Annotated in this window: 13 protein-coding genes and 1 pseudogene; 4 read left to right on the forward strand and 10 right to left on the reverse strand. The window is 64.3% G+C overall.

The genetic code is table 11. The annotated features are described in order from the left end of the window. Positions 1-180: 180 nt before the first annotated feature. Together ACSQ3Z_RS10075 and ACSQ3Z_RS10080 are read right to left on the reverse strand one after the other, a co-directional pair. The gene (locus tag ACSQ3Z_RS10075) at positions 181-1,554 is read right to left on the reverse strand and encodes an aspartate aminotransferase family protein (protein ID WP_436171125.1); all 1,374 of its coding nucleotides are present in this window, start codon (positions 1,552-1,554) and stop codon (positions 181-183) included. A 14-nt stretch (positions 1,555-1,568) separates the two neighbouring features. Beyond that, positions 1,569-2,408, reverse strand: a complete 840-nt coding sequence (locus ACSQ3Z_RS10080; RefSeq protein ID WP_436171126.1) for a GNAT family N-acetyltransferase — start codon at positions 2,406-2,408, stop codon at positions 1,569-1,571. Positions 2,409-2,726: 318 nt separating this feature from the next. On the opposite strand from ACSQ3Z_RS10080, the gene ACSQ3Z_RS10085 reads away from it, so the two are divergent. Both ACSQ3Z_RS10085 and ACSQ3Z_RS10090 read left to right on the forward strand, forming a co-directional pair. After that, a complete protein-coding gene (locus tag ACSQ3Z_RS10085) occupies positions 2,727-3,395 on the forward strand; it encodes a haloacid dehalogenase type II (RefSeq protein ID WP_436171127.1) in 669 nt (222 codons plus the stop codon). Positions 3,396-3,411: 16 nt separating this feature from the next. Further along, the gene (locus tag ACSQ3Z_RS10090) at positions 3,412-4,686 is read left to right on the forward strand and encodes an NAD(P)/FAD-dependent oxidoreductase (protein WP_436171128.1); all 1,275 of its coding nucleotides are present in this window, start codon (positions 3,412-3,414) and stop codon (positions 4,684-4,686) included. Between the two features lie 38 nt (positions 4,687-4,724). Here the strand turns inward: ACSQ3Z_RS10090 and ACSQ3Z_RS10095 are convergent, their stop codons facing one another. The 6 genes from ACSQ3Z_RS10095 to argE form a co-directional block, all read right to left on the reverse strand. Beyond that, on the reverse strand, positions 4,725-6,182 hold the full coding sequence (locus ACSQ3Z_RS10095) for an NAD-dependent succinate-semialdehyde dehydrogenase (RefSeq protein WP_436171129.1): 1,458 nt from the start codon (positions 6,180-6,182) through the stop codon (positions 4,725-4,727). Between the two features lie 17 nt (positions 6,183-6,199). Then, positions 6,200-7,243: a tartrate dehydrogenase gene (locus ACSQ3Z_RS10100; protein WP_436171130.1), complete on the reverse strand. Its 1,044-nt coding sequence runs from the start codon at positions 7,241-7,243 to the stop codon at positions 6,200-6,202. Between the two features lie 12 nt (positions 7,244-7,255). Continuing rightward, a complete protein-coding gene (locus tag ACSQ3Z_RS10105; protein ID WP_436171131.1) occupies positions 7,256-8,719 on the reverse strand; it encodes an aldehyde dehydrogenase family protein in 1,464 nt (487 codons plus the stop codon). A gap of 146 nt (positions 8,720-8,865) precedes the next feature. Further along, positions 8,866-9,219: a cupin domain-containing protein gene (locus tag ACSQ3Z_RS10110; RefSeq protein WP_436171132.1), complete on the reverse strand. Its 354-nt coding sequence runs from the start codon at positions 9,217-9,219 to the stop codon at positions 8,866-8,868. A 23-nt stretch (positions 9,220-9,242) separates the two neighbouring features. After that, a complete protein-coding gene (locus ACSQ3Z_RS10115) occupies positions 9,243-10,166 on the reverse strand; it encodes a 2-hydroxyacid dehydrogenase (RefSeq protein ID WP_436171133.1) in 924 nt (307 codons plus the stop codon). A gap of 12 nt (positions 10,167-10,178) precedes the next feature. After that, entirely contained in the window at positions 10,179-11,303 is a 1,125-nt protein-coding gene (argE, locus tag ACSQ3Z_RS10120) for an acetylornithine deacetylase (RefSeq protein ID WP_436171134.1), read from the reverse strand. Positions 11,304-11,542: 239 nt separating this feature from the next. Here argE and ACSQ3Z_RS10125 point away from each other — a divergent pair, with 239 nt between their 5' ends. Beyond that, entirely contained in the window at positions 11,543-12,445 is a 903-nt protein-coding gene (locus ACSQ3Z_RS10125; protein ID WP_436171135.1) for a GNAT family N-acetyltransferase, read from the forward strand. Between the two features lie 53 nt (positions 12,446-12,498). Here ACSQ3Z_RS10125 and ACSQ3Z_RS10130 read toward each other — a convergent pair whose 3' ends face one another. Beyond that, positions 12,499-13,263, reverse strand: coding sequence for a LysR substrate-binding domain-containing protein (locus ACSQ3Z_RS10130; protein WP_436171136.1), 765 nt, complete (start codon positions 13,261-13,263; stop codon positions 12,499-12,501). A gap of 31 nt (positions 13,264-13,294) precedes the next feature. On the opposite strand from ACSQ3Z_RS10130, the pseudogene ACSQ3Z_RS10135 reads away from it, so the two are divergent. Beyond that, positions 13,295-15,750: pseudogene (locus ACSQ3Z_RS10135) on the forward strand (bifunctional acetate--CoA ligase family protein/GNAT family N-acetyltransferase); the annotation flags it as partial. A gap of 20 nt (positions 15,751-15,770) precedes the next feature. Here ACSQ3Z_RS10135 and ACSQ3Z_RS10140 read toward each other — a convergent pair. Beyond that, positions 15,771-17,333 carry an AAA family ATPase gene (locus ACSQ3Z_RS10140; protein WP_436171137.1) on the reverse strand — a complete coding sequence of 521 codons (1,563 nt, stop codon included), beginning with the start codon at positions 17,331-17,333 and terminating at the stop codon, positions 15,771-15,773. Positions 17,334-17,351: the final 18 nt, after the last annotated feature.

A 17,351-nucleotide genomic window follows, 5' to 3' on the forward strand; every position in this document is an offset into this window, starting at 1 on the left:
GTGCTGTCCGGCGCGTCGGCCTTTTCAAAAGCCCGGAAATTTGGGCCTTCTGGCCTTGCCTTAAAAGCAGTCTGGCACTTCCCCCGCGCTGGATTCGCCGAAAAGGCGCAGGGCTGCGGCACAAAATTGCGAAATCATCTGCCCCGGCGATATTTCGAGACACGACATATTCGTCATCCTTCATGCCAAGGCCTGGCGGACATCGGGATCGTCCAGCGTCTGGTCAAGCGTCCGGCGTGTGCGCTCGACGATCGCATCGATGTCGCTATCGGTGCAGCAGAGCGGGGGGGCATAGCCGATTACCCCGTGCGCAAAGGCACGGATGATGAGGCCGTTGTCCCACGCCCTGTCGAAGACCCGCCGCGCCGGCATGGCCGACGCGGGAAGCGGTGTCTTCTTCTGCTTGTCGACCACCAGTTCGAGTGCGGCTAGCATGCCGCGACCGCGCACCTCGCCCACCAACGGGTGGTCGCTCAGGCTTGCCAACCCGGCCATCAGGCGAGCGCCGGCTCGGGCGCCGTTTTCCAGAAGGCCGTCTTCGTAGAGCTTCAACACTTCGAGCGCGACGGCGGCGCTGACGGGATGGGCGGAATAGGTGTAGCCGTGGCCGACCGCCGAGGCGCCCGCGCCATCGGCGATGACGTTGTAGACATGATCGGCCATGAACACGGCACCCATAGGAACATAGCCCGATGTCAGGCCCTTCGCAGTCGTCATGAAGTCGGGAACGATGTCCTCGTCCGTGCAGGCGAACAGGGGTCCTGTGCGGCCGAAGCCGGTGATCACCTCGTCGGCGATGAACAGGATGCCGTACTCCCGGCAGAGTTCGCGCATCGCCTTAATCCAGCCCTTCGGCGGGACGATGACGCCGCCCGAGCCCTGGATCGGCTCGGCATAGAAGGCAGCGACGCGCTCCGGTCCGATCTCCTCGATCTTGGCCTTCAACGCAGCGAGCGATGCAGCGATGATCGCGTTCCCGTCCTCACCTACCGGGTTGCGATAAGGATAGGGGGAGGGGATCTTGTGCTGCCATTCGAAGGGAATGCCGAAGCCGGCGTGAAAGGCGGGCAGGGCGGTCAGGCCCGCGCCGACCACCGACGACCCGTGATAACCCTGCTCGATGGAAATGAACTGGTCGCGTTTCGGCTCGCTCATGGCATTCCAGTAGTAGCGGACGAAACGGATCGTGCTGTCGACCGCGTCCGATCCGCCGAGCGTGAAATAGACGTGATTGAGATCCCCGGGTGCGCGCTCGGCCAGTTCCGAGGCGAGCCGGATAGCCGGCTCCGAGCCGATGTCGAAATAGGCGGTGGCGTAGGGAAGCTCGCGCATCTGCCGGGCCGCCGCCTCGACGATGCTGTCGTGGCCGTAGCCGGCATTGACGCACCAAAGCCCGGCGAAGCCGTCAACGAGCTGCCGGCCGGACGCTTCGGTCACGGTCGCGCCCTTCGCCGATTTCAAGACGCGCACGCCGAGCGCCTCGTGGCCGCGATATGAGGAAACCGGATGGATGAGATGGGCGCGGTCGAGTTCGATCAGGGAATTGGCGAGCATTGTTGTCCTCCGGACTAGCCGAGCGCCTGGTTGGCGAGGGCGTAAACTTTTGGTCTGGCCCGTTCCGCGCCATTCTTGGGCGGGCGGTCCATGGCCACGCCGCCGCCGGCATGGGCGAGGCCGATTTCCTCGAGCCAGCCGGCAATGCCGGTCCTGCTGTCGGTATCAACGCGCAGGAAGGCGCCGGGACGCGCGGCGGCGAAGAATCTGATCAGGTCTTTGGCGGCGTCGGCGCTTCCCGCGATGACCGGACCGATCACCTCGCCGCGTCCGAACGGGCGGATCGCGGCATAGGCCTCGATGGCGCCGTTGCGGCGGATGACGGCGAACTGGCCGCGTTCGGCCAGCGCATCGATCAGAGCCTCGCGGTCGGCGCCATAGGCGTCGCGGTCCAGCGCCTTGATGTCCGGCAGATCGTCGGTGCCCGCTGCTTCCACGCCCTCGGGCACGTCAAGCGCTGCAACCTTTCCCTGATGCTGCAGGATCGTGCCGGAGGGCACAAAGCCCAGTTTCTGATAGAGAGGCATGCCATCCGCTGTCGCGACGAGCCGTAGCGGACGGTTCTCGGCAAGAGCGAAAGCCTTTTCCATCAACCGGCGCCCCAGCCCCTTGCCACGCTCGTTCCTGTCGACGATCACCATGTTGATCATGGCGCAATCCGCGCCGTAGGGCGTTACCAGAATGGTCCCGGTGAGCCGGCCCTGGTCGCCGATCACGACCGCGCCCCTCGAGAGCTGCAGAGCCATCTGCCAGTCTTGCGCACGATGCGGCCAATTCTCCCGACGAGAGAGCGCCACCGCGCCCTCGATATGGTTCGGTCCGAAGTCCCGGATTTCGATCTCGTCCTGCTGCATGTGGCGTCCTTCCGTCTGCGCTCAAGTCTCGGCCATCGGCGCGCCACAGATCGTCTGAAGGCTTCGATTGCGGCGGTATCTTTCGCCGTAGCACGGGGGATGCGCCGCATCTTCTGCTGGCGCTGTCCCCGGCGGATGCGCTTCACGCCGCAGCCGGCGCGTGATCGGCCATCAAGATGCTACAGCATGCCAAACCGGACGCCGGATACGGAACTTTCTGCTTTCGAAAGGCCCATTTCGGTCAGGTGGCTCGCCGCCTGCCGGCATATGATGAAATACATCCCAACGCGGATGTGCTTCCACCGGAGATCGACGGACATGGCTTCCTTCAGGCCCAAATACATCACCTTCGACTGCTACGGCACGTTGACCTTTTTCCAGATGGCGGAAGCGGCGCGCGACCTCTACGGCAGCCGGCTCGACGAACCGCGCATGCAGGAGTTCATCAAGAACTTCGCGGCCTATCGGCTCGACGAGATCATGGGCGACTGGAAGCCCTATGCCGAGGTCGTCCACAATGCGCTCGAGCGCTCCTGCAAGCGCAACGGCGTCGCCTTCATCGCTGACGACGCCAGGATGGTGTATGAGCGTGTCCCGACCTGGGGCCCCCATGCGGACGTTCCGGCCGGCCTTGCCAAGGTGGCCAAGGAAATTCCGCTGGTCATCCTCTCCAACGCCATGAACGCGCAGATAATGTCCAATGTCGAAAAGCTCGGCGCGCCGTTCCATGCCGTCTACACGGCCGAGCAGGCACAGGCCTACAAGCCCCGCTTCCGAGCCTTCGAATATATGTTCGACATGCTGGGCTGCGGCCCGGAGGACATCCTTCACTGCTCGTCGTCGTTCCGCTACGACCTGATGTCGGCACACGATCTCGGCATCAAGAACAAGGTCTGGGTCAATCGCGGCCACGAACCAGCCAACCCGTACTACGGCTATATCGAGATATCAGACATTTCGGGTCTTCCAGGCGTGGTCGGTCTCTGAAACAGGCGGATTGCCGATGAAATTGGTCTCCTACTGGCACGACACCGCCCCTGTCTTTACCGGCGGGGCGCAAGGCCCGGTCGAGGGGCACTACGATGCCGCCATCATCGGCGGCGGCTTCACCGGGCTCGCCGCGGCGCGCCAACTGGCGAAGGCCGGCGCGAAGGTGGCGGTGCTGGAGGCGGAGCGCGTGGGCTGGGGCGCATCCGGTCGCAATGGCGGACACCTGAACAACGGCCTCGCCCATAGCTACCTTTCGGCCAAGGCGGAGCTCGGCAAGGAACGCGCAATCGCGCTCTACCGGGCGCTGGACGACTCCATCGACACCATCGAGGCGCTGGTCGCCGAGGAAGGCATCGACTGCAATTTCCGCCGCGCCGGCAAGCTGAAGCTCGCCTCCAAGCCGCAGCATTTCGAAGCGATCGCCCGCAACTACGAAGCCCTCCATGCCGAGGTCGATCCGGATACGGCACTGCTGTCAGCGGCCGATCTCGGATCCGAGATAGGTTCGCCCTTCCACGGCGCGATGCTGTCGAAGAAGAGCGCCATGATGCATATGGGCCGCTATGTGGCAGGCTTGGCCACGGCCGCCGCCCGCCACGGTGCGATGATCCACGAGAACGCGGCGGTGACCGACCGCAAGCTGGCCGCTGGCAGGCACGAGCTCACCACCTCCCGAGGCCGGATCAGTGCCGACAATGTGCTGGTGGCGACCGGCGCCTACACCACGCCGAATTTCAGTTACTTCCGCCGCAGGATCATTTCCGTCGGCAGCTTCATCATCGCCACCCGGCCGTTGAGCGACGCCGAGATCGCCGCGACCATGCCCGGCAACCGGACATGCGTGACATCGATGAACATCGGCAACTACTTCCGGCTTTCGCCGGACAGGCGCCTAATCTTCGGCGGCCGCGCACGCTTTTCGGCGACATCGGACCAGCGCTCCGATGCCAGGAGCGGACAGATATTGCGGGCGGGCCTCGCGGCGATCTTCCCGCAGCTCGCCAAGGTCGAGATCGACTATTGCTGGGGTGGGTTGGTCGACATGACCAAGGACCGCTTCCCGCGGGCCGGCTACCATGACGGTGTCTGGTACGCGATGGGCTATTCCGGCCACGGCGCGCAGCTTTCCACCCATCTCGGCATGATCCTGGCCGATGCCATGCTCGGCCGCGAGGACCGCAATCCGATGAAGGGGCTCGATTGGCCTTCCATTCCCGGCTATTCCGGCAAGCCCTGGTTCCTGCCGATGGTCGGCCTCTACTACAAGGCGCTCGACCGGATCCAGTGACCGTCGATCCGGCCCGGTCGGGCTTCAGCCAAACTGCCTCAGCTGAGCCCGCCCATGTGGAAGCTCTTCATCTCGAGATACTCCTCGATGCCGGCCTGCGCGCCCTCACGTCCGAGGCCGGACTGCTTGACGCCGCCGAAGGGGGCCACTTCCATCGAGACTGAGCCGGTGTTGAGCCCCACCATGCCGAATTCCAGCGCCTCGCCGACGCGCCAGGCGCGTTTCAGGTTCTCGGTGTAGAAATAGGAGGCAAGCCCGTAGGGCGTGCCGTTGGCCAGCGCGATCGCTTCCTCCTCCGTCTCGAAGCGGAAAAGTGGCGCGACCGGGCCGAACGTTTCCTCGCCGGCGAGCTGCATCTCGTTTGTGGCGCCGGTCAGAACCAGCGGCGCGACATACTGAGGACCGTCAGGCAACGCCGGCCTCTGTGTGACGATGGCGGCGCCTTTGGCGAGCGCGTCTTCGACGTGGCGGTTGATTTTCTCGACCGCCGCCATGTTGATCATCGGCCCGATGGCGACGCCGGGCTGTGTGCCGGGCCCCACCGTCATGGCGTTGACGCGAGCGCTGAGCTTCGCGGCGAAGGCTTCATAGACCCCGGCCTGGACGAGGATGCGATTGGCGCAGACGCAGGTCTGGCCGCCATTGCGGAACTTCGAGACGAGCGCGCCCTCGATGGCTAGGTCGAGGTCGGCATCGTCAAAGACGATGAAGGGCGCGTTGCCGCCGAGTTCGAGGCTGAGCCGTTTCACGCTGTCGGCCGCCCCGCGCATCAGCAGCGAACCGACCCGCGTCGAGCCGGTGAAGGAGATTTTGCGAACGGTCTCGTTCGCCATGATCTCGTTGCCGATCTCGGCCGGCATGCCGGTGACGATGTTGATGACGCCGGCGGGGATGCCCGCGCGTTCGGCAAGCACGCCGAGCGCCAGCGCCGAATAGGGCGTGAACTCGGATGGCTTGATCACCACTGTGCACCCGGCCGCCAACGCCGGCGCGACCTTGCGGGTGATCATCGCGGTGGGAAAGTTCCACGGCGTGATGATGCCGCACACCCCGACTGGTTCCTTCAGCACGATGATGCGCCGGTCTGGCGTCGGCGAGGGGATTGTGTGGCCATTGATGCGACGCGCCTCCTCCGCAAACCATTTGACGAAGGAAGCGCCGTAACGGATCTCGCCTTTGGCCTCGTCCAGCGGCTTGCCCTGTTCCGTCGTCAGGATCAGCGCCAGATCGTCAAGATGGGCGAGCATCAGGCCATGCCAGGCCTCCAGGAGGCTAGCGCGTTCGGCATTGGTCTTTTTCTTCCAGTCGCCATAGGCGGACGCTGCGGCCTCTATGGCCGCACGCGTTTCCGGGCCGGCCATGTCGGGCACCGTGCCGATCGCGGCCTGGGTCGCCGGATCGACGACATCGACTGTCTTTCCGGAAGCGGCCGCGACCCATTTGCCGCCGATCAGGCCGGCCTCGCGGAAGAGACTTTTGTCTTTCAGGTTCTTCATCGAAAACGACCTTGCAATCAGATAAGCGCCGCAACGACCGCGGCCGTGATGGCTTCCGTCCGGTCCTTGCCGGGAATGGTGCCTATGCCGCTGCCGGTTGCGGCCTCGACCGCCTTCATGACTCGGCCGGCCGCAACCTTTTCGCCGAGATGATCGAGCATCATGGCGCCTGACCAGATGGCGGCGATCGGATTGGCGATGCCCAGATGCGCGATGTCGGGCGCCGAGCCGTGCACAGGCTCGAACATGGAAGGCGCCGAGCGGTCGGGATTGATGTTGGCGGAGGCGGCATAGCCGAGCCCGCCCTGGATCGCGGCGCCGATGTCGGTCAGGATGTCGCCGAACAGGTTGGAGGCGACGACCACGTCAAGGCTCTCCGGCGCCATGATCATGCGCGCGGCGAGCGCGTCGACGTGATAGCTGGTCACTTCGACCTCCGGATAATCCGAAGCCAACTTTCGTGTGATCTCGTCCCAGAACACCATCGAGTATTTCTGCGCGTTGGACTTCGTCACGGAGGCAAGCTTGCCCTGCCGCGACCGCGCCTGCTCGAAGCCGAAGCGCAGGATGCGCTCGACGCCGGCACGGGTGAAGATCGAGGTCTCCACCGCAACCTCGTCCAGCGTGCCTTGATGCACGCGCCCGCCGGCGCCCGAATATTCGCCCTCGGTGTTCTCGCGGATGCACAGGATGTCGAAGCTCTCGGCCCGCAGTGGGCCCGTCACGCCCGGCAGCAGGCGGTGCGGCCGGATGTTGGCATATTGCACGAACGCCTTGCGGATCGGCAGCAGCAGACCGTGAAGCGAGACGGAATCCGGCACCTCCGCCGGCCAGCCGACCGCGCCGAGAAGGATGGCGTCAAAGCCGCGTAAGGTCTCGATGCCGTCCTCCGGCATCATGTGGCCGGTATCCTTGTAGAATTTGCAGGACCATGGGAATTCGGTGCCCGCCAGGGCAAAGCCGGATTGTCCGGCCACCGTTTCCAGCACCGTCCAGGCGGCCGTGGTCACATCGCGGCCGATGCCGTCACCGGGGATCAGGGCAATCGAGTAGGATTTCATCGGCATCTCTCTTCAAAGGCTGATCAGGACGCTCTTGGTCCTGCGGTTGGCGAGATAGGCCTCGCGGCCGAGATCCTTGCCGATGCCGGAGCGCTTGTAGCCGCCGGTCGGCAGGATATGGTCGCGCGAGCGGCTGTAGCGGTTGACCCAGACGGTGCCTGCTTCGAGCCTGCGCGCGAAGCGGATGGTGCGGGAGAGGTCGGTGGTGAACAGGCCGGAGGCCAGCCCGTAAGTCGGATGGCTGGACAGCGTCAGCGCCTCTTCCTCGGTCTCAAAGGTCTGGACGGTCAGGACCGGGCCGAAGATTTCCTCGATGATTGCAGGATTGGCCTGATCGACGTTGGTGATCAGCGTCGGCTCGTAGAAATAGCCGGGACTGTCCATGGCGGTGCCGCCGGTCAGGCATTCGCCGCCGGCCGCGACGGCGGCCCGCACGATGCCGTCGACACGCGCCCGCTGCCGTTCCGAGATGATCGGCGAATAGTGCGTAGCCTCTTCCCAGGTCGGACCTGCCCGCACCACCTTCATCCGTTGCAGGATGGCGGCTGTAAGCCTGTCGGCCACGCTCTTCTCGACGATCAGCCGCGTGCCGGCCACGCAGGCCTGGCCGGCATTGAAGGTGACGCTGCCGGCGATCGCTGTCGCCGTCTTGTCCAGATCGGCATCGGCAAAGACGATCTGCGGGCTCTTGCCGCCGAGTTCGAGCGTCATCGGCTTGACGCCGGTGCGGGCGACGTTCTCCATGATCGCCGAGCCGGCGCGGGTCGAGCCGGTGAAGCTAACCTTGGCGATCTCGGAATGGCCGGTCAGCGCCGTACCGGTCGTCGGACCATCGCCGAGCACCACATTTATGAGCCCTGCCGGCAGGCCAGCCCTGATCGCGAGCTCTGCCATGCAGACAGCCGAGAAGGGCGTCATTTCCGACGGCTTCAGCACGACAGCGTTGCCCGCGGCCAGCGCCGGGCCGAGCTTCCATCCGGCCATGGAGACAGGGAAGTTCCAGGGTGTGATCGCGCCGACCACGCCATAGGGCTCGCTCATGATCATGCCGAGGGTGGTGTCGTCGGTAGGCACGAGCTCGCTGCCTTCCTTGTCGGCGAACTCGGCGAAGAAGCGAATCTGCTCGGCGGTGACGGCGATGTCGCCGGCGACGAGCTGGCCGACGGGCCGGGTCGAGCACAGCGCCTCGATTTTTGCCAGCGTCTCGGCTTCCGCCTCGATCAGGTCGGCCCAGGCCTGGAGTGCCCTGGTGCGCTCGCGCGGCCGAACGCCGCCCCAGTTACTGGCCTTCAGCGCCGCCTTGGCGCTTTCCACCGCACGGTCGACCATATCGACGTCGGCCATGGGGCTGGCGGCGTATGCCTTGCCATCCGACGGTCGGCGCATCTCGATCGCACCCTCGGCCGCGATTAGTTCTCCGCCAATGAAATGGCCAATGGGGAGGGGAACCGCGTCCGGATCGAAGCTCAGGTTCATGGGCGACCACCTTGCAGTATTCTGGAGGAGCCTAGCGCGAGCAGGAGCGCAGCGTGCACCGTTCGGCGATCAGTCGCGGATGATTGTTGCGTGTTGGCGATGAGGGACGGCAAAATCTGTTGCGGGGGCACCTCAGGCGGACCCCATTACCCTACCGTCACGTAGATCTTGCGCACCGTTTCGATGGTCTTCCAAACACCGGTGAAGCCAGGTTTCATCACGAAGCTGTCACCGGCGCGGTAGGTCACCGCGTCGCCGCCATCGGGCGTGATTTCAATCACGCCGGTGAGGATATGGCAGAACTCGAAAGTCTCTCCCTTTATCGAGCGCGTCTCGCCGGGCGTCGCTTCCCAGACGCCGGTGTGGACGAGATCGCCCTTGGCGACGTCCTGCGCCCAGGTCTTGAAGGCGGGGTTGCCGGCAGTCAGCCGTTCGGGCAACGCCTTCGATTCGCGCGGCGGCGAGGCAGGGCTGGTATCGACGGTCTTGAGCAGGGACAAAGGATGGCCTTTCTGGTTGGACTTCAATAGCCGCGCGACCGGTCGACGAGCCCGATGGGATCGAGCCCGGCGCGGTGGCGTCGGATGTTTTCGATAACGGCCCGCGCGGCGGTCGCGGGCTGGGTGACGCTGGCGATATGCGGGGTCAGAATGATCTTCGGATGCGACCAGAACGGATGGCCCGCGGGCAGCGGTTCGGGATCGGTGACGTCGATCATCGCCGCCGAGAGTTGACCGCGGTCGAGCGCGGCGACAAGCGCTTCGTGGTCGAGCTGCGGCCCCCGGCCCGTGTGGACGAGCGCCGCGCCTTTTGGCAGTTTCGCTAACAGGTCGGCATCGAGGAAGCCGCGCGTGTCCTCGGTCAGCGGCAGCAGGCAGGCCAGTATGTCGCTGGCCGCGAGCATCTCCTCCAGCCCAAGCTCGCCATGATGACAGGTCACGCCCTCGATCCGCCGCGGCGAGCGGCTCCAGCCGGCGAGCGGGAAACCGAAGGGCTTCAGCCGATCGAGGACGGCCTGGCCGAGTTGCCCGAGGCCAAGCACGCCGAGCCGGCGCGACCCGACCTGCGCCTGCGGGATATCGCGCCATTCGCCAGCGCGCTGCTGCGCCAGATAGGCAGGCAGGTTGCGGTGGAGCGCGAGCACGGCCAGCGTCACATATTCCTGCATCATGCGCACGATCCCTTCCTCGATCATGCGCACGATCTTCACGTTCGGAGGCACCGCATCGAGGTGAAGCTGGTCGACGCCAGCGCCGATGGAAAACAGGATTTCCAGGTTGCTGTAGCGGGCGAGGTTGTCCGGCACGGTCCAGCTGATCAGATAGTGCACGGCGTCGGGATCGACCGTTGCGGCATCGATCGTGAAGGGGACGTCCGGTAGTTCCCTCGCGAAGGCATCGGCGAAGATCGCCCCGCGGCGCGCATCCGAATTGAACAGGAATGTCATTCCGATTCCCCTTCAAGCAGCGCAACGGGCGCCCAGCGCCTCGATCAGTCGCTGGCACGCGGCGAGTTCGCTGGTGAGAATGTACTCATCCGGCTTGTGGGCGCGGTCGATGTCGCCGGGGCCGCAGATGATCGCATCGAACCCGGCGGCCTGGTAAAGTCCGGCCTCGGTGCCGTAGCTGACCGCGGCAAGCGGCACCTCGCCTGTCAGTTCGCGCAGCAGTCCCGCCAGTGCCGCGTCTTGTGGCAACGACAGCGCCGGATAGGCACTCATCGGCGTCCACTCGATCCGAAAGCCATCGACCGCAAGGGTCTCGGCCCGTGCCTTGACGGGCGCGAGCAGGCTGGCCGGGTCGATGCCGGGTATGGCACGCGCCTCCAGGTCCAGCGTGCACGTATCGGGGATGATGTTGACCGACTGTCCGCCCGCGACCACGCCCGCTTGCAGTGAGGAATAGGGCGGCTCGAAGGCAGGGTCGAGCGGACCGCGCGTCAGCCGCTCGGCTTCGCTCACGGTCGCGCTCAGTGCGCTGGCCATGGCATGGATGGCGTTGAGGCCGAGATCGGGCCTCGAGGAATGGCCGGAGCGCCCGTTGATGATCACGCGGGCGGCCGCCTTGCCCTTGTGGCCGCGCACGGCGCGCATGCCGCTCGGCTCGCCGACGATGACGCCGAGCGGCTTCGCGCAAAGTTCGGGAAGGCGGGCGATCAGGTGCGGCACGCCGCGGCAGCCCACCTCCTCGTCGTAGGAGAAGGCGAGGTGGATTGGCCTGGCAAGGCGAAGTCCCGCCAGCACAGGCACGGCCGCGAGTGCCGCGGCAAGAAACCCCTTCATGTCCGTGGTGCCGCGTCCGTAGAGCCGTTCACCTTCCCGGCGCAGCGCGAAAGGAGCCGAACTCCATTGCGGCTCGCCGGCGGGAACGACGTCCATGTGGCCGGACAGGATGTAGCCCGGGACATCGGCGGGGCCGATCGTCGCGAAAAGATTGAAACGGTCGCCTTCCGGCCCTGGTAGAACGGAGACCTTCGTCCCGTGTTCTGCGAGCTGGGTCTCGATCCAGCCGGCAATGTCACCGTTCGGCTTGCCGGCGACCGATGGAAAGGCGACGAGACGGTCGAGGATATCGAAGACGTCCATTCCAGCCCTCAAAGCATTTCAGGTTCGCCGGGATCGGTGCCGTCGACTGTATGCTGCTAGATTTCCGGAGAGGATGTGCGCGTTCTTTCGCGATTGCGTGCCGAAAGCGGAAGTGTTTCAGTTGAATCTTGCGTTGGTAGGCGGCTTTCGAGCAAATCGTACGGGCCTGGTTGTTTAGCGTTGGCCGGCAGGGAGCGGCCCAGGTGTGTCGCCCTCTAATACGGGAATCTTTCAGGGGCATGGAATTGAAGCCTTCCGAAAGCTTGAAAATCGATACCTTCTCGATGCGCGTCGACAGCATCGAAGGCGTCGAACTGGACAGGTTGCACGCGCTATCTCTGTCCGTGGGATGGCCGCATCGGGCCGAAGACTGGCAATTCCTGCGCGAGTCAGGACAGGGGTTCGTGGCGCTCGATGACATCGGCCGGGTTCTCGGTTCAGCCATGTGGTTCGCGCATGGCGCCGGTTTCGCGACCGTGGGCATGGTCATCACCTCGCCGCGACTGCAGACGCTGGGAGCCGGTCAGTGGCTGATGAAGCGGGTCTTCGACAATGTGGTCGGGCGCGACTTGCGCCTCAATGCGACCCGGGCGGCAAAGCGGCTCTATCTTTCGCTCGACTTCAAGCCTGAGAAGACTGTCTATCAGTGCCAGGGGATTGCCCGCGCCACCACGGCGGCTGGAATAGACAAGCCGCGTGGCGAGCTCCGTCGGCTGCGGGCCGAGCACTTGCCGGCGATCATCGCACTCGATGCGGCTGGTTTCGGGGTGCACAGATCGGCACTTGTTGAAAAGTTGTTCGACCAGTCCGTTGGCTACGGGCTCTTCGACGAGGGCGCGCTCAAGGCCTTCGCCCTCTGCCGGCGCTTCGGCCGCGGCCACGTCATCGGTCCGGTCGTGGCAGAGGCAGATACCGATGCCATTGCGGTGGTCCGGCCGCACGTGGCTGACCATTCGGGCAGCTTCCTGCGGGTGGATACTCATATGGAAAGCGGCGAGTTCGCCGCATGTCTGTCGTACAGCCGAATGCCGGTCTTTGACACAGTGCTGACCATGTCACTGGGCAAACGCCTCGCTGACTTTTCCGTCGGCGGCGCGGCTACACCGAGGGCCTATGCCCTTGCCAGTCAAACTCTCGGCTAGTTCAGCCCAGGACGCGCTCCGATAGTTAGTCGACAAGAGAGCCGGTCCGACGTTCAACCCGATTGCCAGACGTCCGGCCGCAATGTTGCGTGCAAAGCCTTCAACTCCGCTTGCATCTCGGCAATCATCCAAGCGCAGATCTCGGAGACGACAGGCCGCAGCAGCCTCGAGCGCGGCGCAACTAGGTGATGAGTCCGGCCGGTGTTGATCTGCCGGTCCGAAGCCGGAACAAGTGCTCCCTGAAGCAAAGCCCTCGAAACATTGCTGAGCCAGCCGAGCGCGACACCTTCCCCGTTCATCGCGGCCTGAAGCACAACCGCGTAGTCCGAGAATTCGAGCCACTTTGCCCTGCTGGTCTTGCGGTCGGCGACCTGGCCCCAAGCGTCCAACCACTGCAATTTGGGATCGGTGAGATGGAGCAGGACATGACCTCCGCCGTCCGCGTCGTGCTTCAACGGGCCACGAGCCGACAGGTAGGACGGACTGCATACCGGAACGATGATTTCCGGCGAGAACGCCCAACGGTGATAGCTGGTGTCGTCATCGGCCAGGATTCTTGTGGCAAGGTCGACGTTTTCAGCCGGCCCGCGCAGAACGCCCGCGATCAATTCGAATCTCAGGTCAACGTCTGGGAATCTGGTATTGAAGGCGCTCAGCCTCGGAACGAACCAATGCGTCACCAGCGAACTCGAAAGGGAGAGCGTCACGACCGGCTTTGCGGCATTCTTCTCCTTGATCCTGTGGATGACCTCCTCGATTCCGTCAAATCCTTCGCGCACCGCCGCATAGAGCGCCCGGCCACCTGCGGTCGGGGTCAATCCCGTCGTACTCCGGGTGAAAAGCGAGACGCTGGCGCCACCCGAGACGGTTCCCGGTATCGTTCGCGAACTCGGGGACAAGGGCACGCGGGCAGCAGTCGTCATCACCGCTGGGCTGACGCGCGAGAACGGATTGCGCCAGGCGATGCTCGACGCCGCCAAGCCCACCCTTTTCCGCATCATCGGGCCGAACACGCTGGGTCTGATGATCCCGCCAGTGAAACTCAATGCCGGGTTCGCGCATATGGCAGCCAGGCCAGGCAATATCGCGTTGCTGTCGCAATCCGGCGCCATCGCGACTTCGCTGATCGACTGGGCGGCGCAGAACAATGTCGGCTTCTCGCAGATCGTCTCTCTCGGCGACATGGCGGATGTCGATGTCGGAGACTGTCTCGACATGCTGGCGGGCGATGCGCACACGCGCGCCATTGTGATGTACCTCGAAACCATTCCCGATCCGCGCAAGTTCATCTCGGCCGCACGTGCTGCGGCGCGCCTCAAGCCGGTGATCGCGATCAAGTCCGGCAGGCACGAGCAATCGGCGAAGGCTGCTGCGACCCACACCGGCGCGCTATCGGGTGCCGATCGCGTGGTCGATGCGGCATGCTGCGTGCCGGCATCCTGCGCGTCAAAGACCTGGCAGAGCTCTTCGATGCTGCCGAAACGACTGCTCGCTTCGCGCCGCTCGAACGAGCCCGCGTCGGCATCATCACCAATGGCGGCGGGGCAGGCGTGTTGGCCGTCGATCAACTCATCGACTGCAAGGGCGAACTGGCCGAGTTTTCACCGGTGACCATAAATCGCCTGAACGCTGTGCTGCCGCCCACCTGGTCGCATGCCAATCCGGTAGACATCATTGGTGATGCTCCGCCAGCGCGATACAAGGCCGCCGTTGAAGCGGTCGCGGCCGATCCGGGAACAGATGTCGTCCTGGTGATGAATTGCCCAACGGGGCTTGGCTCGCCACTTGATGCAGCAAGCGCGGTGGTTGAGCTCACCAGGGAAGGCAAGATAGGCCAAAAACCGGTCCTGACCTGCTGGCTCGGGGAGCATACGGCGCGGGCCGGACGGCTGATCCTGCAGGATGCCGGCATTGCCAGTTTCGAGACGCCTGCGGATGCTGCAAAGGCAGTCTCCTACCTGAGCGAATGGTCGCGAGCCCAACGGGCGCTGATGCGCACGCCGTCGAGCAGCAGCGAGGACACCACCAGTGACCGCGAAGCCGTGCGTGCCATATTCAGGCAGGTCGCGAAGGAAGGCCGGCGAATGCTGACCGAGCCGGAAGCCAAGGCGGCGATTTCCGCCTACGGCATTCCGGTGCCCGAGACGATCGTCGCAAAATCTCCTGCCGAAGCGGAGATTGCGGCCGGCCGGCTCCTCAAGACGTCCGAGCACGTCGTGGTCAAGCTGCTGTCCAAGACGATCTCGCACAAGTCGGACATTGGCGGGGTGGTACTCAACATTGCCACCGCCGCGGCCGTCGGGGAGGCCGCACGCTCGATCGAGGCGCGGGTGCGCAAGCACGCACCGAAAGCCGACATTGAAGGCTACGCCGTTCAGCCGATGGTGGTGCGAAAACAGGCGCAGGAACTCATCCTCGGCATGAACCGGGATCCGATCTTCGGCCCAGTGGTGCTGTTCGGTGCCGGCGGCGTGGCGGTCGAGGTGATGGACGATACGGCGATCGCGCTGCCGCCGCTCGACGACGTTCTCGCCAGTGACCTGATCGGGCAAACGCGGATCGGCCGCCTGCTCGCCGGGTTCCGCGACCGCCAGCCGGCCGATCGTGGTGCAATCACTGCTGCGCTCAACGGACTGTCGCAGCTGATCGTCGACTTTCCCTGCCTCGTCTCCATGGACATCAATCCACTGCTCGCCAACACCGATGGCGTGATCGCGCTCGATGCCCGCATCGAGATCGAGCCGGAACGCGTGGACGAGCCGGGGCCGAACCCGGCGCTCGCCATCAGGCCCTACCCGTCGGGCTGGACCAGGGACTTTGTTGCGGGCGGCGCGCACTGTCACATCCGGCCGATCAGACCGGCCGACATCGCGCTCTACCCGGAATTCCTCGCCAGGATTTCTCCGGACGATCTGCGCCTGCGGTTTCTCTCGCCGCGTAAAAGCTTCTCCGACCAGATGCTGAAGCGGCTCACCCAACTCGACTACGACCGCAGCATGGCTTTCGTCGCGTTGGAGACAGCAACTGGCGCGCTGGCAGGCATCAGTCGGCTTTCCTGCGATCCGGATCGCTTCGCTGCCGAATACGCCTTGCTGGTGCGCACGGATCTGCAGGGTCATGGCCTCGGTTGGGAATTGCTCAGGCAGATCGTCGATTATGCAAAGGCCGATGGGATCGGTCGGATCGAAGGCATCGTGCTCAGCGAGAACAGCAAGATGCTGACCATGTGCCGCGAATTCGGCTTCAAGGTAGCGCATCATCCGAGCGAACCCGGCCTTCTCGAGGCAAGGCTCGACCTCCGTTGAGGTCGATCACCCTGCCGCCGTCACGAGGCTGAGCGAAGGGGTAGCCCCGGTTCGGAAGCATCTCCTTCGGAGAACCTTCGCAATTCCGCGACGATGTCGGCAAGCTTCCGATCGGCGTTGACCTTGCGCCAGCTGGACTGCGTGGCATTTCGCTGCAATTGCCGCGAGAGGATATCGATGTTGGCGTCGGAAGGACCACCGATGCGCTCGCTGACCCGTTGCCAAAGGACAAGCGGATCCGCTTGCAGCCAGAATCCAGAGAATGAGACGTTCCTGTCGCTTGCCGTCTTCTCGATCCGGCTTCGATCAGCTGGCCTGTCGAACACGGCATCGGCGACCACCGACCCGCCTTCGGAAAGGATCAAACCGGCCCGCCATGCCATTTGGCGATAGACGCGTTCGGATACTCCCGGTCGATAGGCCTTGTCCGGCAGCCTCGTTTCTGCAGGAACGCCATGCATCGCTTTGCGAATGCGGTCGCTTTCGACAATGCGCGCGCCGGGCGGCGCACCGACGCGGGCGGCGAGGGCCTCTGCAACGGTCGTCTTGCCGGAACCACTCAAGCCGCCGATCGCAACGAGTCGCGGCGAGGTCTCCTGGAGAAACGTTCGGGCAAGCTCGAAATAGGATCTGGCCTCGACAATCAACTTGTCGGTATAGGCACTACCCTCTTCGACCTGCGTTGCCGTGACATGCGCGCGCACAGCTGCCCGGACCGCCATGAAGAAGGGCAGAAGGGCAAAGCCATCCTCATCGTCGGCTTCGTCGAGATAGCGATTCATCACAAGATTGGAGAGCTCCGGAAAACCGCGATGCCACAGGTCCATCAACAGGAAGGCAAGGTCGTAGAGCACGTCCACAGTCGCGATCTGGTCGTTGAATTCGATGCAGTCGAAAAGCCGGGGCTCGCCGTCAAAGAGACAGACATTGCGCAGATGCAGATCGCCATGGCACCGGCGGATCTTGCCAGCTGCTTCGCGACGGTCGAGCAATCCGGAATGCCGGGCAAGCGCGGTACGGAAGGCCTCGGCAAAGGTCGCGACCTCGGCCTTGCCGAAGACATGGCTGGTGGCAAATCCGGCCTCGTTGATGTCGAGCACGCCAGCAAGGTTAGAGGCGCCACTGCCATTGCGGATTTCCGGTACGCCGCGATGATAGTGCACGATCATGCGCGCAGTCGCCGTCATCAGCGCAGGCGTCAGTTCGCCGGCGATTGCCATCCGATCGAGGAGCTTCGATTGGTCGAAGCGAACCATTTTGATCGCTGCATCGACCAGTTCTCCCGAGCCATCGAGGGCAAGCTTGCCTGCGGCCTCTCGCGTAATGCGCCGCACGCCCAGATAAAGGCCAGGTGCCGTTTTCGAGTTGAGTTCAACCTCCTTCTCACAAGCGGCGAGCCTGAGTGCCGGTGTCGAGAAATCGACATAGGGCAACTTGACCGCTCGCTTCATCTTGTAGGCGTGTTCGCCAACCAGGAAGATACGCGAAATATGGGTCTCGATCGCCTCAACCGGTCCACTCTCGCCATACGTGGCGGGATCGAGCAGTAGCGCGACCACGGCTTCCTGGTTTTCAGCGATCATGGTTCTGCCTCCTTGAGC

Source organism: Mesorhizobium sp. LjNodule214 (assembly GCF_964252735.1).
GTDB lineage: Bacteria > Pseudomonadota > Alphaproteobacteria > Rhizobiales > Rhizobiaceae > Mesorhizobium.